At 61.4% G+C, this 15,232-nt stretch carries 13 protein-coding genes and 1 other RNA gene; all 14 read right to left on the bottom strand.

Annotation, left to right across the window (positions count from 1 at the left end; genetic code table 11):
* Nucleotides 1–4: 4 nt before the first annotated feature.
* The 14 genes from ACP7D9_RS26740 to rsmI all read right to left on the bottom strand — a co-directional run bounded on the left by ACP7D9_RS26740 (nucleotide 5) and on the right by rsmI (nucleotide 15,123).
* A complete protein-coding gene (locus tag ACP7D9_RS26740) occupies nucleotides 5–979 on the bottom strand; it encodes a D-alanine--D-alanine ligase (protein ID WP_101161964.1) in 975 nt (324 codons plus the stop codon).
* The gene (gene murC / locus ACP7D9_RS26735) at nucleotides 976–2,436 is read right to left on the bottom strand and encodes a UDP-N-acetylmuramate--L-alanine ligase (RefSeq protein ID WP_101161963.1); all 1,461 of its coding nucleotides are present in this window, start codon (nucleotides 2,434–2,436) and stop codon (nucleotides 976–978) included. Before murC ends, ACP7D9_RS26740 begins: the two co-directional genes overlap by 4 nt.
* Nucleotides 2,429–3,499, bottom strand: coding sequence for an undecaprenyldiphospho-muramoylpentapeptide beta-N-acetylglucosaminyltransferase (gene murG, locus ACP7D9_RS26730; RefSeq protein ID WP_123420121.1), 1,071 nt, complete (start codon nucleotides 3,497–3,499; stop codon nucleotides 2,429–2,431). The genes murC and murG overlap by 8 nt, the downstream gene beginning before the upstream one ends.
* Nucleotides 3,489–4,706 (bottom strand): putative lipid II flippase FtsW, encoded by a 1,218-nt coding sequence (gene ftsW / locus ACP7D9_RS26725; RefSeq protein ID WP_426160095.1) that lies wholly within the window; start codon nucleotides 4,704–4,706, stop codon nucleotides 3,489–3,491. The genes murG and ftsW overlap by 11 nt, the downstream gene beginning before the upstream one ends.
* Nucleotides 4,703–6,049, bottom strand: coding sequence for a UDP-N-acetylmuramoyl-L-alanine--D-glutamate ligase (murD, locus tag ACP7D9_RS26720; RefSeq protein ID WP_426160094.1), 1,347 nt, complete (start codon nucleotides 6,047–6,049; stop codon nucleotides 4,703–4,705). The genes ftsW and murD overlap by 4 nt, the downstream gene beginning before the upstream one ends.
* 5 nt (nucleotides 6,050–6,054) lie before the next feature.
* Nucleotides 6,055–7,137, bottom strand: coding sequence for a phospho-N-acetylmuramoyl-pentapeptide-transferase (gene mraY, locus ACP7D9_RS26715; RefSeq protein WP_090286123.1), 1,083 nt, complete (start codon nucleotides 7,135–7,137; stop codon nucleotides 6,055–6,057).
* Entirely contained in the window at nucleotides 7,137–8,504 is a 1,368-nt protein-coding gene (locus ACP7D9_RS26710; RefSeq protein WP_426160093.1) for a UDP-N-acetylmuramoyl-tripeptide--D-alanyl-D-alanine ligase, read from the bottom strand. The genes mraY and ACP7D9_RS26710 overlap by 1 nt, the downstream gene beginning before the upstream one ends.
* A complete protein-coding gene (locus ACP7D9_RS26705; RefSeq protein WP_101161958.1) occupies nucleotides 8,497–9,960 on the bottom strand; it encodes a UDP-N-acetylmuramoyl-L-alanyl-D-glutamate--2,6-diaminopimelate ligase in 1,464 nt (487 codons plus the stop codon). Before ACP7D9_RS26705 ends, ACP7D9_RS26710 begins: the two co-directional genes overlap by 8 nt.
* Nucleotides 9,960–11,699, bottom strand: a complete 1,740-nt coding sequence (locus tag ACP7D9_RS26700) for a peptidoglycan D,D-transpeptidase FtsI family protein (protein WP_178081236.1) — start codon at nucleotides 11,697–11,699, stop codon at nucleotides 9,960–9,962. Before ACP7D9_RS26700 ends, ACP7D9_RS26705 begins: the two co-directional genes overlap by 1 nt.
* Nucleotides 11,699–11,992 carry a cell division protein FtsL gene (gene ftsL / locus ACP7D9_RS26695; protein WP_016773269.1) on the bottom strand — a complete coding sequence of 98 codons (294 nt, stop codon included), beginning with the start codon at nucleotides 11,990–11,992 and terminating at the stop codon, nucleotides 11,699–11,701. Before ftsL ends, ACP7D9_RS26700 begins: the two co-directional genes overlap by 1 nt.
* Nucleotides 11,989–12,936 carry a 16S rRNA (cytosine(1402)-N(4))-methyltransferase RsmH gene (rsmH, locus tag ACP7D9_RS26690; RefSeq protein ID WP_426160092.1) on the bottom strand — a complete coding sequence of 316 codons (948 nt, stop codon included), beginning with the start codon at nucleotides 12,934–12,936 and terminating at the stop codon, nucleotides 11,989–11,991. The genes ftsL and rsmH overlap by 4 nt, the downstream gene beginning before the upstream one ends.
* Nucleotides 12,933–13,388 (bottom strand): division/cell wall cluster transcriptional repressor MraZ, encoded by a 456-nt coding sequence (mraZ, locus tag ACP7D9_RS26685; RefSeq protein ID WP_007917012.1) that lies wholly within the window; start codon nucleotides 13,386–13,388, stop codon nucleotides 12,933–12,935. Before mraZ ends, rsmH begins: the two co-directional genes overlap by 4 nt.
* A 402-nt stretch (nucleotides 13,389–13,790) precedes the next feature.
* Nucleotides 13,791–14,144, bottom strand: an RNA gene (gene rnpB, locus ACP7D9_RS26680) — RNase P RNA component class A.
* Nucleotides 14,145–14,217: 73 nt separating this feature from the next.
* Complete coding sequence (gene rsmI, locus ACP7D9_RS26675) at nucleotides 14,218–15,123, bottom strand: 16S rRNA (cytidine(1402)-2'-O)-methyltransferase (RefSeq protein WP_426160091.1); 906 nt, start codon at nucleotides 15,121–15,123, stop codon at nucleotides 14,218–14,220.
* Nucleotides 15,124–15,232 lie beyond the last annotated feature (109 nt).

Here is a 15,232-nt window from a genome sequence, read left to right as displayed (position 1 = left end):
GGTCTTAACCTCGCGCCTCTTTATTGCCAGCGTCTTCAACGCTGGCTGCCAGAATGGCCAGTACCAGTTGCTGGAAATCCAGACCGGCAGCACGCGCCGCCATCGGCACCAGACTGTGATCGGTCATGCCCGGTGCGGTATTCACTTCGAGGAACCAGAACTGCCCGTCGGCGTCCTGCATCACGTCCGCCCGGCCCCAACCGGCAATACCCAGCGCCTCACAGGCCTTGGCCGTGAGATCCATGAGTTCCTGTTCTTTGGCGGCATCCAGCCCGCACGGAATGCGGTACTGGGTATCGTTGGCGATGTACTTGGCGTCGTAGTCGTAGAACGTGTGCGGTGTACCCAGGGCGATAGGAGGCAACACCTGGTCACGCAGAGTGGCGATGGTGAACTCCGGACCTTGAATCCATTGCTCGACCAACACTTGTGAATCGTAGGTACTGGCCGCTTTCCATGCGTCGATCAACTCGGACGCAGAACTCACTTTGGCCATCCCGATACTTGAACCTTCATGCGCCGGTTTGACGATCAAAGGCAAGCCCAGTTCCGTCGCCGCCGAAATACAATCGGCTTCGCTGCACAGCACGGCGTGACGCGGCGTCGGAATGCCGAGGCTGTGCCAGACCTGCTTGGTGCGCAGTTTGTCCATCGCCAGTGCCGAGGCCAGAATGCCACTGCCGGTGTAGGGAATGCCCGCGCATTCGAGCAATCCCTGCATGCTGCCGTCTTCACCGCCGCGACCGTGGAGAATGATGAACGCACGGTCGATCTTTTCGCTGAGCAGACGTTGCAGGAAGTCTTGACCCACATCGATGCCGAACGCGTCGACGCCAGCGCTTTGCAGCGCCTCGAGCACGGCGTTACCGGATTTCAGCGAAACCTCACGCTCGGCACTCAGGCCGCCAAAAAGCACGGCGACGCGGCCGAAGTCTTTTGGCGCGATCGTGGAGAACAGCTTGGCGTAGGCAGCAGTCATTTCAACTTCCCCTCGACCGGCGCCGCCACGGCGCCGGCGAACAATTCACTTTTCAACAGCTTCGGCGCGAGACCGCCGATATCACCAGCGCCCTGGCACAACAGGATGTCGCCGGCACGCAGCAGCGGCTTGACCAGCGGCGCGAGGTCGACGCCACGCTCGATGTAGATCGGGTCTAGCTGGCCGCGCTGGCGGATGCTGTTGCACAGCTTGCGGCTGTCGGCGCCCGGGATCGGCTCTTCGCCGGCCGGATACACTTCCATCAGCAGCAGCACGTTGGCGTCGGCCAGTACATTGACGAAGTCGTCGTACAGATCGCGCGTGCGGCTGTAGCGGTGCGGCTGATACACCATCACCAGACGGCGCTCCGGCCAGCCACCGCGCACGGCTTTGATCACCGCCGCAACTTCGGTCGGGTGATGGCCGTAGTCGTCGACCAGCATCACGTTGCCGCCCTCCACCGGCAGTTCGCCGTAGACCTGGAAGCGCCGACCAACGCCCTGGAAACCCGAAAGGCCCTGCACGATGGCTTCATCGCTGACGCCTTCGTCGGTGGCGATGCAGATGGTCGCCAGCGAGTTGAGCACGTTGTGATTGCCGGGCATGTTCACCGACACGTCCAGCGGCTCGCGATCCGGGCGCAGCACGGTGAAGAAGGTCTGCATGCCCTGCTGGCGCACATTGATTGCGCGCACGTCAGCGTCTTCGCTGAAGCCGTAGGTCACGGTCGGACGTTTGACCAGCGGGAGGATTTCGCGCACCACCGGATCGTCCAGGCACATCACCGCCAGCCCGTAGAACGGCAGGTTGTGCAGGAATTCAACGAAGGTTTTCTTCAGTTTGTTGAAGTCGCCGTCGTAGGTCGCCATGTGGTCGGCGTCGATATTGGTGACCACGGCCACCAACGGTTGCAGGTGCAGGAAGCTCGCATCGCTCTCGTCGGCTTCGGCGATCAGGTAACGGCTGGTGCCGAGCTGGGCATTGGTACCCGCCGCATTCAACCGGCCACCGATCACGAAGGTCGGATCGAGGCCACCGGCAGCGAACACCGAAGCGATCAGGCTGGTCGTCGTGGTTTTGCCGTGCGTACCGGCGACGGCGATGCCGTGGCGATAGCGCATCAGTTCGGCGAGCATTTCCGCACGCGGTACCACCGGAATGCGGCGCTCAAGCGCAGTCGCGACTTCCGGGTTGGAGGTATTCACAGCGCTCGACACCACCAGTACGTCGGCGGTAGCGGCGTTCTCGGCACGGTGACCGATGAAGATCTGCGCGCCAAACGATTCCAGCCGCTCGGTGACCGGCGACGCTTTCAGGTCGGAACCGGAGACTTGATAGCCCAGGTTCAACAACACTTCAGCGATACCGCACATGCCCACGCCGCCGATACCGACGAAGTGGATGCGACGGATGCGGCGCATTTCCGGTTGTGGCATGGCTTTCTGATTCTCAACCATGGGCCACCTCCAGACAGGTATCGACCACGCTACGGGTGGCATCGGGTTTGGCCAGTCGGCGGGCCGCTTGGGCCATTGCTTCGAGTCGTTGCGGTTGCATCAAGACCTCTGTCAGGCGCGCGGCAAGGTCCGCGGCACCAGTCGTTCTTTGCGGCATCAGGAAGGCAGCGCCTTCGCGGGCCAAATAATCGGCGTTGCGGGTCTGGTGATCGTCGATCGCGTGGGGCAAAGGCACCAGCATCGAGGGCAGACCGGCGGCCGCCAGCTCACTGATGGTCAGCGCGCCGGCGCGGCACACCACCAGGTCAGCCCAGCCATAGGCTTGGGCCATGTCTTTGATGAACGGCTGCACCTGCGCTTCCACGCCCGCGGCGCGGTAACGCTCGGCAGTCACTTCATCGTGATTCTTGCCGGCCTGATGAAACACTTCCGGGCGCAAATCGGCAGCGACTTGGGCCAGGGCTTCAGGCAGTAATTTATTCAACGGTTCTGCGCCCAGGCTACCGCCAAGGATCAGCAAACGCGCTTTGCGGCCGGCCAGCGCCGGTCGCGATGTTTCGAGGAACAGCTCGCTGCGCACCGGATTACCGGTGGTACGGCGGCTGTCCGACAGAGTAAAGGTGTCGGGGAACGCTTCACACACTCGGGCGGCGAACGGCACCAGCAACCGATTGGCGGTGCCGGCGACAGCGTTCTGCTCGTGAACGATCACCGGCACGCCGGCCAGTTTCGCGGCAAGGCCGCCGGGGCCGGTCACATAACCACCGAAGCCGACCACACACACCGGTTTCAGCCGGCGCATGATCGCCCGCGCCTGCCAAACCGATTTCAGCAACATCAACGGTGCCTTTAGCAGCGACAGCTTGCCCTTGCCGCGCAGGCCGCTGGCGTTGATCCGGTGCAATTCAAGACCTGCCGCCGGGACCAGTTCGTTTTCGATGCCGCGCGGCGTGCCAAGCCAGTGCACGGTGTAGCCGCGCGCCTGAAATTCGCGGGCACAGGCCAGCGCCGGGAACACATGGCCGCCGGTACCGCCGGCCATGATCAATACGTTAGCGCCCATGAGTCGGCTCCTCAGCGAAGTCGCTCTCCTGGAATTCCATCTCTTCGCTGCCCAGGTGGGTTCGACTCTCCCACTCGATGCGCAGCAACAGACCCAGACAGGCGCAGCAGATCACCAGCGAGCTGCCGCCGTAACTGAGGAACGGCAGGGTCAGACCCTTGGTTGGCAGCAGGCCGACGTTCACACCGATGTTGATCAGGAACTGTCCAATCCACAGGAACGACAAGCCATAAGCCACGTAAGCGGCGAAGAACTGCTTGGCCTTCTCCGCCCACAGGCCGATGTACATGCCGCGAACACACACGAACACGAACAGCGCGACGGTGCACAGCGAACCGACCGCGCCAAGTTCTTCAGCAAGTACCGAGAACACGAAGTCGGTATGCGCTTCCGGCAGGTAGAACTGTTTCTGCACGCTGTTGCCCAGGCCGACGCCAAGCCACTCGCCGCGACCGAAAGCGATCAAGGCTTGCGACAGTTGATAGCCGGCGCCGAACTGGTCGGCCCACGGGTCGGCAAAGTTGGTCAGACGCGCCATTCGATAAGGCTGCATCTGGATCAGCAACACCACCGCGCCAACCGCCAGCACCACCATCAGCGAGAAGCGGAACAACCCGACCCCGCCAAGGAACAGCATCGCCGCCGCCGCGCCCATCATGACTACGGTGGCGCCGAAGTCCGGTTCCATCAGCAACAGACCGGCCATCGGCAGCAGGACGATGAACGGCTTGAAGAAGCCCATCCAGCTCTCACGCACTTCTTTCTGGCGGCGCACCAGATAACCGGCGAGGTAGATCACCACAAACACCTTGGCGATTTCCGAGGGCTGCACGTTGAAGAAACTGAAACCGATCCAGCGCATCGAACCGTTCACTTCGCGGCCGATGCCGGGGATGATCACCATCACCAGCAAACCGAACGCGCCGATCAGCATCATCCAGCCGAGGCGTTGCCAAGTGGCGATCGGAATCATCATGGTGACGATGCAAGCCCCCAAACCCAGCACCACATAAATAAGGTGGCGAATCATGTAATACAGCGGGCTGCCCGACTGCGCGGCTGCCACTTCAGTCGACGCCGAGGCAATCATGATCAGACCCAGACCGAGCAGCGCCAGACAACCGGCGAGCATCGGGAAGTCGAGATCAATGCCACGCCCGGTGATCAGCGGCGACGGGTACGGCTTGATGATGTTTCTCAGGTTCATGCCAGTTCCTCCACGGCGCGGACGAACTGGTGACCACGGTCTTCATAATTCTTGAACATGTCGAAACTGGCGCAGGCCGGTGACAGCAGCACCACGTCGCCCGATTGGGCAGCGGCGCGGCATTGCGCGACGGCGTCGACCAGCGAGGTCGCGCGGATCAAGGGCACGGCATCGCCGAGCGCTTCGCCGATCTTGTCCGAGTCGCGGCCCATCAGCACCACGGCGCGGCAGTTGGCCGCCACCGGATCGCGCAGATCGTTGAATTCGGCGCCTTTGCCGTCACCGCCGGCGATCAGAATGACCTTGCCGTCGATGTCCGCACCGAGGCCTTCGATGGCGGCCAGCGCAGCGCCAACGTTGGTGGCTTTGGAATCGTTGTAATAGGCCACGCCGTCGAGATCGCGTACCCACTGGCAGCGGTGCTCGAGGCCGGCAAACGTGCGCAGTGCCGAGAGCATGGCGTCGAACGGCAAACCCACAGCGTGACCCAGCGCCAATGCTGCAAGAGCGTTGGACTGGTTGTGTGCGCCGCGAACCTTCAGTTCACGCACCGGCATCAGGTTCTGGAATTCGAAGGCCAGATACTTCTCGCCATCTTCTTCGCGAATGCCGAAGGCCTTGAAGTCCGGTTTGCTCAAACCAAAAGTCCAGCATGGCTGGCCTTCGCCGATCAGTGGACGGCTCAGGGCATCCTGACGGTTGACCACGAACTGCCTGGCGCCGCGGAAAATCCGGTGCTTGGCCAAGTGATACGCTGGCAGACCGCTGTAGCGATCCATGTGGTCTTCGCTGATGTTCAGCACGGTGGCGACTTCAGCGTTGAGCTGGTCGGTGGTTTCCAGTTGAAAACTCGACAGCTCCATCACGTACAGCTCGACGTCGTCGCTGAGCAGATCCAGCGCCGGTGTGCCGAGGTTGCCGCCGACGGCGACGCGTTTGCCAGCGGCAGCGGCCATCTCGCCAACCAGCGTGGTGACGGTGCTTTTTGCGTTGGAACCGGTGATCGCGACGATCGGCGCCCGCGCGTTACGCGCGAACAACTCGATGTCGCCGGCCATTTTCACGCCACGCGCCGCAGCGGCTTGCAGGGCCGGAGTCGCCAACGCCAGGCCGGGGCTCACGTAGAGCTCATCGGCACGGCAGAGGAATTCGACGTCCAGCTCGCCACAACGCACTTCCACGTGCGGATAGTCACGCTTGAGCGTGGCCAGTTCCGGTGGATTTTCCCGCGTGTCGGCGACGGCAAACGACGTGCCCCGGTTCGCCAGGAAGCGAACCAGGGACATGCCGCTCTTGCCGAGGCCGACAACGATGCGGAAGTGGTCAGAAGCGATCAGAGACACTCGTTCTACCTCAGCTTCAGGGTGGCAAGGCCGACCAGGACGAGAATCACGGTGATGATCCAGAAACGGACGATCACACGCGGCTCGGGCCAGCCCTTGAGTTCAAAGTGGTGGTGGATCGGCGCCATGCGGAACACACGGCGACCGGTGAGCTTAAAGGACGCAACCTGAATGACCACTGACAGGGTTTCCATCACGAACACGCCGCCCATGATGAACAGGACGATTTCCTGACGGACGATCACCGCGATGGTGCCCAGTGCCGCGCCGAGTGCCAGGGCGCCAACGTCGCCCATGAACACTTGCGCTGGATAGGTGTTGAACCAGAGGAAACCGAGGCCGGCACCGATCAGCGCGCCGCAGAACACGATCAGCTCGCCCGCGCCCGGCACGTAAGGAATCAGCAGGTATTCGGCGAATTTCACGTTACCCGACAGGTAGCAGAAAATTCCCAGACCGCCGCCAACCATTACGGTTGGCATGATCGCCAGCCCATCGAGGCCGTCAGTCAGGTTGACCGCGTTGCTCGAACCGACAATCACGAAATAGGTCAGCACGATGAAACCGGCGCCCAACGGAATGCTGTAGTCCTTGAGCATCGGCAGGATCAGCGTGGTTTCCACCGGAGTGGATGCGGTCATATAAAGGAAGATCGCCGCACCGAGGCCGAATACCGACTGCCAGAAATACTTCCAGCGGCTCGGCAGGCCACGGGAGTTCTTCTCGATGACTTTGCGGTAATCGTCGACCCAACCGATGGCGCCGAACAGCAGGGTCACCAGCAGCACCACCCAGACGTAGCGGTTGCTCAAGTCAGCCCAGAGCAAGGTGCTGACGCCGATCGAAGACAGGATCAGCGCGCCACCCATGGTCGGCGTGCCGGATTTGGACAGGTGCGATTGCGGACCGTCGTTACGTACCGATTGGCCGATCTGACGGTTCTGCAGGGTGCGGATCATCCACGGGCCATAGCACAGCGACAAAACCAGCGCGGTCAGCACACCGAGAATCCCGCGCAGGGTCAGGTACTGGAAGACCGCGAAGCCTTTGTAGAACTGTTGCAGATACTCCGCTAGCAGCAGCAGCATTAATGTTTCTCCAGACTGGACCCGCACAGAGCCGCAACGATGTTTTCCATCGCTGCACTGCGCGAACCCTTGATCAAAATGGTGGTGTTTGTGTCCTGCTCGGCGTCGAGGGCCTGGATCAGTTCGGCTTGCGTGCCGAAGTGATGCGCCTGTTCACCGAAAGCGTTCACGGCGTGGACCATGTTTGGCCCGACGGCGTAAAGCGCGGAAACCTTGCCTCGGGCGTACTCGCCCACGTCGCGGTGCCCCTGCTCCGCCCACTCGCCCAACTCGCCGATATCCCCGAGCACCAGGACGGTGCGGCCGGAAAAGCCGGCGAGTATATCAACGGCGGCGCACATCGAGGTGGGGTTTGCGTTGTAGGTGTCATCGATCACGCGCATGCCGTTTTTCGCCAGCTGCGCGACGGTGCGGCCCTTGACCGGTTGCACCGCGCCGAGGCCGGTGGCGATGCCGAACAGCGACACGCCCAAGGCGTGCGCAGCAGCGGCGGCAGCCAGGGCGTTGGCGACGTTATGGGTGCCGAGCAGGTTCAACTGCACACGCTCGCTACCTTCAGGTGTATGCAGATTGAACGCGGGGCAACCGCGCGCATCGGTGCTCATGTCGCTGGCGTAGAAATCCGCCTGAACGTTGCTTAGAGCGAAGGTCAATACTTTGCGAGCGCCTGCACGGGTCTGCCAGATACCGAAGGCTTTGTCATCGAGGTTGAGCACGGCGACGCCATCAGCGGCCAGGCCGTCGATGATCTCGCCTTTGGCTTCGACGATTTTTTCCGGCCCGCCGAACTCGCCAACGTGGGCGGTACCGGCGTTATTGAGGATCGCGACGTGCGGCTTGGTCAGGCCCACGGTGTAGGCGATTTCGCCAAGACGCGAGGCCCCCAGTTCGATCACTGCCGATGTATGTTCCGGGGCGAGTTCGAGCAAGGTCAGCGGCGCGCCGAGGTCGTTGTTCAGATTGCCACGGGTGGCCAGCACCGGACCGCGAGTGCGCAGGATGCTCGCGAGCATTTCCTTGACCGTGGTCTTGCCGCTGGAACCGGTCACCGCTGCCACTGGCTGAGTAAAGGCGGCACGGTTCAAGGCGCCCAACTGGCCCAGCGCCTGACGGCTGTCCTTGACCAGCAATTGTGGCAACGCACTGTCGGCGACTTCGCGCTCGACCAGTGCTGCGACAGCGCCTTTGCCAGCGACGTCGTTCAGATAATCATGACCGTCGAAACGCGGGCCGGTCAGCGCGACAAAAAGCTGGCCCGGCTGGATTGCGCGACTGTCGATGCTGACGCCATTGAAGCTGGCATCGCTGCCGATCAGACGGGCGTCGAGGGCATTGGTCAGTTCGCTGAGTGTCAATGCCTTAAGCATGGGCCACCTCCCACGCGGTCAGGGCATGATCGGCCTCGACCAGATCGGAAAACGGCTGGCGCACGCCGTTGATTTCCTGATAGTCCTCGTGACCTTTGCCGGCGAGCACAATCACGTCGTCAGCGGTCGCGCCAGCAATCAACTGCGCAATCGCCCGGCCGCGACCGGCGACGAAACTGACTTTATCCACAGCGGTGAAACCGGCGCGGATGTCGTCGAAAATCACAGCAGGATCTTCAGTGCGCGGGTTGTCGTCGGTGACCAGCACCTGATCGGCCAGACGCTCGACCACTTCAGCCATCAACGGACGCTTGCCGCGATCGCGATCGCCGCCGCAACCGAACAGACACAGCAACTGACCTTTGACGTGGGGGCGCAGTGCGCTCAGGACTTTTTCCAGCGCGTCCGGAGTATGGGCGTAATCGACCACCACCAGCGGCTGCGTGCCGCCGCCCAGACGCTGCATGCGCCCGGCCGGGCCTTCGAGTTTCGGTAGCACCTTGAGAATTTCGTCGAGGGCGTAATCCAGACCGAGCAAGGCGCCGACTGCCGCCAGAACGTTGCTCAGGTTGAAACGCCCGAGCAACGTGCTGCGCAGATGATGCTCGCCCTGCGGCGTGACCAGCGTGGCGCGCACGCCGTGGTCATCGAACTGCGCTTCGCGGCAGAACAGGTAAGCGCTGCTGTCGAGCAGGCTGTAGGTGATCAAACGCGACTCGCGTTTTTCCGCCGCCAGTTGCCGGCCGAAATCGTCGTCGAGGTTGACCACCCGGCACTTCAGGTCGTTCCAGGCGAACAGCCTGGCCTTGGCCTCGGCATACGCCTGCATAGTGCCGTGGTAATCCAGATGATCGCGGGACAGGTTGGTCATCACGGCCACGTCGAACGCCAGCGCGGTAACCCGGCCCTGATCCAGTCCGTGGGACGACACTTCCATGGCCACGGCTTTGGCGCCGGCCTTTTTCAGGTCGCCCAGCGTCGCCTGCACGGCGATCGGATTCGGCGTGGTATGCAAACCGCTTTCCAGCGCGCCATAGAAGCCGGAACCCAAGGTGCCGACGATGCCGCAATGCTGGCCGAGCAGATCCAGTGCCTGCGCAACCAGTTGGGTCACGCTGGTCTTGCCGTTGGTACCGGTCACGCCGATCAGATTCAGGTGATGACTCGGTTCACCATAAAAGCGCCCGGCGATGTCCGACAGCTGCGCCGCCAGACCTTTGACCGGAATCAGCGGCACATCGGTGATCGGCAGCACAGTCGCGCCTTCCACTTCATACGCCACGGCTGCGGCGCCGCGTTGCAGGGCATCGGCGATGTGCGCACGACCGTCGAATTTGCCGCCGGGCACGGCGAGAAACAGATCGCCGGCGCGCACGTTGCGGCTGTCCAGCGCCAGTTCACGGATCAACAGATCGTGGCCGGCGTGGGGGAATATCTTGTTCAGACTCAATGACATCAGCCGCGCCCTCCATTGGCTTTCAGCGGAACGACCGGGGTGGCGTTGGCCTGTTGGGTGGTCGGCAGGTTGTCCGGGGTCACGTTCATCAGGCGCAGGGTGCCCGACATCACGCGGCTGAACACCGGCGCCGACACCAGACCACCGAAGTAACCGGCCTTGGTCGGCTCATCGATCACCACAACGATGGCGTAACGCGGATCGCTCATCGGGCCGAAGCCGGCGAACAGCGAACGGTAAGAATTTTCCGCATAGCCCTTGGTGCCGACCGAGGTCTTGCGCGCGGTACCCGACTTGCCGCCGACGTGATAAGCCGGCACTTGTGCACGGAACACGCCGCGCGGCGCTTCGATCACTTGCTGCAACATGCCCTGCATGGTTTTTGCCACGGCTTCGGGCAGCACTTGCGTGGTCTGCGGCATCTTGTCGGTTTTGATCAGGGTCAGTGGCGCGAGGCGCCCGTTGTTGGCCAACGCCGAGAACGCGTGCACCAGCTGGATCGCGGTCACGGAAATACCGTAGCCGTAAGACAAGGTTGCAGTTTCGGCCTTGCGCCATTCGCGGTAGTTCGGCAGATTGCCGACACGTTCGCCGGGGAAGCCCAGACCGGTGTCCTGGCCAAGGCCGACTTTCTGCGCGAGGCGGAAAATCGTCTCACCGCCGATATCGAAGGCGACTTTACTCATGCCGACGTTACTGGAATTGATCAGAATGCCGGTCAGGTCGAGCACCGGGCCTTCGGATTTCGATACGTCTTTGATGGTGTATTTGCCGATCTGCAACGAGCCCGGATACACCTCGACGGTGTCACTCGGTTTCCAGCGGCCGGTTTCGATCGCTGCGCTCATCGAGATGGCTTTCATCGTCGAACCCGGCTCGAACACGTCGATCATCGCGCGGTTGCGCATCATCGCCGGCTGCAGGTTGCGGCGGTTATTCGGGTTGTAGGTCGGCTGGTTGACCATGGCGAGAATCTCGCCGGTCTTCACATCCATGATCACCAGACTGCCGGCCTTGGCGCCGTTCTCGATGATCGCGTTGCGCAGCTCGCGGTTGGCCAGGTATTGCAGACGCAGGTCAATCGACAACGCCAAGGGCTTGCCGGCCTTGGCGTTCTTGGTGACCTGAACATCCTTGATCAGCCGTCCGCGGCGATCCTTGATCACTTGTCGTTTGCCCGGCACGCCGGCCAGCCATTCGTCATAGGCCAGCTCGACGCCTTCACGACCGTGATCGTCGATGTCGGTAAACCCGACCATGTGCGCGGTGACTTCACCGGCCGGGTAGAAGCGGCGGAATTCTTCGATGCCGTAAACGCCCGGCACTTTCAGATCGAGCACGGCCTGACCCTGCTCGGGGGTCAATCCGCGCACCAGATAGATGAATTCTTTGTTGGCCTGCGCTTCGAGGCGCTCGCTCAGGGCTTTCGGATCCTGGCCCAGCGCGGCAGCGAGTGCCGGCCACTTCTCTTTGGCCGACTGCATTTCCTTGGCGTTCGCCCACAGCGTGGTCACCGGGGTACTCACGGCCAGAGGCTCGCCGTTACGGTCGGTGATCAGACCACGGTGCGCCGGAATCGGGATGTGCCGCAGACTGCGAGCGTCGCCCTGGCCTTTGAGGAAGTCACGGTCGACCACTTGCAGGTCGATGATTCGCCAGCAGATCGCCGCGACCATCAGACCGAGCAGCGCCACCATCAGGCGGAAGCGCCACGGAAACAGCGCGCCTTCGAGTTTCATCATGGCGCCACCATCTTCACGTCAGCCGCGCCGGGAATGTGCATTTTCAGTTGTTCGGTGGCCAGCACTTCGATGCGGCTGTGCGCAGTCCAGGTGCTCTGTTCGAGAATCAGCCGGCCCCACTCGGCCTGCGCCTTGTCGCGCACACTGAGTTCGTTATAAAGGGTGTTGAGCAACTGACGATTCCAGTGCGCGCTGTACGACACGGCGATTGCCGAAAAAAGCACACCGATAAACAGCAGCAGCATCAGAAAGCTGCCGCCAGGCAATGGCTTGGCGAAAAGCTTGCTCACCGCAACTTCTCCGCAACACGCATGACAGCGCTACGGGAACGTGGGTTGGCTTTGAGTTCGGCATCAGAGGCCGTCTGCGCTTTGCCGTGGATTTTGATTTTCGGTTCGAAGGCGACGTGGCGAACCGGCAGGTTGCGCGGCAGGTTGTCGGCCTCGCCTTTCACCAGTTTGCGCATGAACAGTTTGACGATGCGGTCTTCCAGCGAATGGAAGCTGATCACCACCAGACGACCGCCGACTTCCAGCGCGTCCAGTGCGGCCTCGAGGCCCGCTTCCAGATCACCCAATTCGTTATTGACGTGAATGCGCAAGCCCTGGAACGCGCGGGTGGCCGGGTTCTTGCCCTTTTCCCATGCAGGGTTGGCGACTTTCAGCACTTCAGCCAGATCGGCGGTGCGCTCGAACGGCTTGATGTCACGACGCTCGGCGACGGCACGGGCCATACGCCCGGAGAAACGTTCTTCGCCGTATTCCTTGAACACGCGGGCGATTTCTTCAGCCGGCGCAGTGTTGACGAATTCGGCCGCGCTGATGCCACGGGACGGGTCCATGCGCATGTCCAGCGGCCCGTCATTGAGGAAACTGAAGCCGCGCTCGGCGTCGTCGAGTTGCGGCGACGACACGCCGAGGTCGAGCAGAATGCCGCTGACTTTGCCGGTCAGGCCTTGCTCGGCAACCACCGAACCGAGCTCGGCAAAGCTGCGCTGCACAACGACAAAGCGGCCGTCTTCGGCCGCTAGCGTTTGCCCGGTGGCAATCGCTTGAGGATCCTTGTCGAATCCGATAAGTCGACCGTCCGGCCCGAGCTGGCTGAGGATCAATCGGCTGTGCCCACCGCGCCCGAACGTGCCGTCCAGATAGCAGCCATCAGGACGTACGGCGAGAGCCTCGACGGCTTCGTCAAGCAGTACGGTGATGTGGTTAAAGCCGCTATCAATAGTCACAGGATCAAATCACGCAGTTCATCAGGCATCGCGCCCGGTTGTTGAATAGCAGCAAGGTCAGCGGCAGACACCGCGTTCCATGCATCCTCGTCCCACAGTTGGAACTTGTTCAGTTGGCCCACCAGCATTGCGCGCTTATCCAGCTTGGCGTATTCGCGCAGACGCGGCGGAACCAGGAAACGACCACTGCCATCGAGTTCAAGGTCGACGGCATTACCAATCAGCAAACGTTGCAGACGACGGTTCTCTTCGCGAAGCGAAGGGAGTGCGCGCAACTTGGTTTCAATGATTTCCCACTCGTCGAGCGGGTAGACACACAAACATGGATCTACGGCATCAATGGTCACGATCAATTGGCCGGAACTGCGCGAATCGAGCTCGTCACGGTACCGGCTCGGCATAGCGAGACGGCCCTTTGCATCGAGACTGATAGCGTTAGCTCCGCGAAACACGTCAGCGTTTCTCCAATTTTTATCGTTTTGAGCTCAAAAAACCCACTTCATGCCACTTTCCGCCACTTGCGCACACTATAGGAATGCGCCCACCACACCGTCAAGGCGCGGATTAAAGGAAAACCCTTACAGAACGGAGATTTAGCGAGGTAAAAGGAGGCTCAACGAGAATCTGACGCGAAGTTTTGACCAATAACCTGATGCAGCACTGAAAGCTGCGCTCGAAAGTTAAAGTAGTTTGTTAAGAGTAAGATTTTTTCGGTATTACAAAGGCGCTTCGGCTGATGATTGAAGCAGGGTGGGAAAAGGCTATTACCGCGTTTGCCGCTGCCGGAATTTCAGACCGGGCCGACTGATATTACACAGCCGCGCCTTCCATGTTCCAGGCAGGGAGAGAAAAAGGTGGAGAGTCGATCTGTAAGCCGGGTTCTGTCTTGAACAGTCATTCGTCTACGATGGCCATCACTGGACATCTTTAGCAACCTACCCGGTCCCAGCGCGGGCCACGCCTTGGGACCCTATTTGGTCTTGCTCCAAGTGGGGTTTACCTAGCCACGAACTGTTGCCAGACGTGCGGTGCGCTCTTACCGCACCTTTTCACCCTTACCGGCGCTTGCGCGCTTAGGCGGTTATTTTCTGTGGCACTTTCCGTAGGCTCACGCCTCCCAGGCATTACCTGGCACTTCGCCCTATGGAGCCCGGACTTTCCTCCCCCCCCTAATTTTCATAGAGGGCAGCGACTGTCCGATCGACTCTCCGCCGCGAAGGTTAACGGCAGAGCGCCGGAAGAACAAGCGCTAAAACCCTCAAGAACGCCATGGGCGACGGCTTACACGCCTTTCTGCTTATTCAGCGCCACTTGATAAAGCACGTTTTTGCGTTCGCCGGTAATTTGCGCTGCCAGTGCAGCGGCGCGCTTGAGCGGCATTTCCTCCAGGAGCAGATCGAGGATGCGCATGGCTTCGCTGCTGACTGCGTCTTCTGATTGCGGCGCCGTCCAGCCGGCCACCAGCACCACACACTCGCCACGCTGCTGATTGCTGTCGGACTCGACGAACGCGCGCAACTCACTGAGCGGCAGGCCTTTGAGGGTTTCGAAGGTTTTAGTGACTTCCCGCGCCAATAAAGCCTGACGCTCACCACCAAACACCGCTTCCATATCCTGCAAACATTCGAGAATGCGATGCGGCGCTTCATAGAAGATCAACGTGCGTGGTTCTTCTTTAACCGCTTCCAGACGTGCCTTGCGCCCGACCGACTTGGCCGGCAGGAAACCTTCGAAAATAAAACGGTCGGACGGCAACCCCGCCGCCGATAGCGCCGCGATCAACGCGCAGGCACCGGGCACCGGTACCACATTGATGCCGGCCGCCCGGGCCTGACGCACCAGGTGATAACCCGGATCAGAGATCAGCGGCGTACCGGCATCGGAAATCAGCGCCACGTTGTCGCCCGCCAGCAACCGGGTAATAAAGCGACTACCCTCATCCCGTTCGTTGTGCTCGTGGCACGCGGCCAGCGGCGTGCCGATACCGAAGTGCTGCATCAGGCGCGCCGAGTGCCGCGTGTCTTCGGCGGCAATCAGCGCCACTTCACGCAGGATCTTCAGGGCCCGGGCGCTGATGTCGTCCAGGTTGCCGATGGGCGTCGCCACCACATAAAGCGAGCCAGCAGCGGAATTCAAAGGACCTGGAGCAGTCAAAGCGCACACCTCGTGATCGGTAAAAGCGGCCATTGTAGCGCGTCACGAGGCTGGCGATGCGCTCAAGCCGAGGGAGGTTTTTCGCACGGTTGTGCGCTGCCGCAACATTTACTCCAGCTAAATTGATCGATTCACGCCACTA

The sequence above is a fragment of the Pseudomonas sp. TSRC2-2 genome (assembly GCF_049897785.1).
In the GTDB taxonomy this organism is placed as follows: domain Bacteria; phylum Pseudomonadota; class Gammaproteobacteria; order Pseudomonadales; family Pseudomonadaceae; genus Aquipseudomonas.
This window is presented reverse-complemented; position numbering and strand designations above follow the sequence as displayed.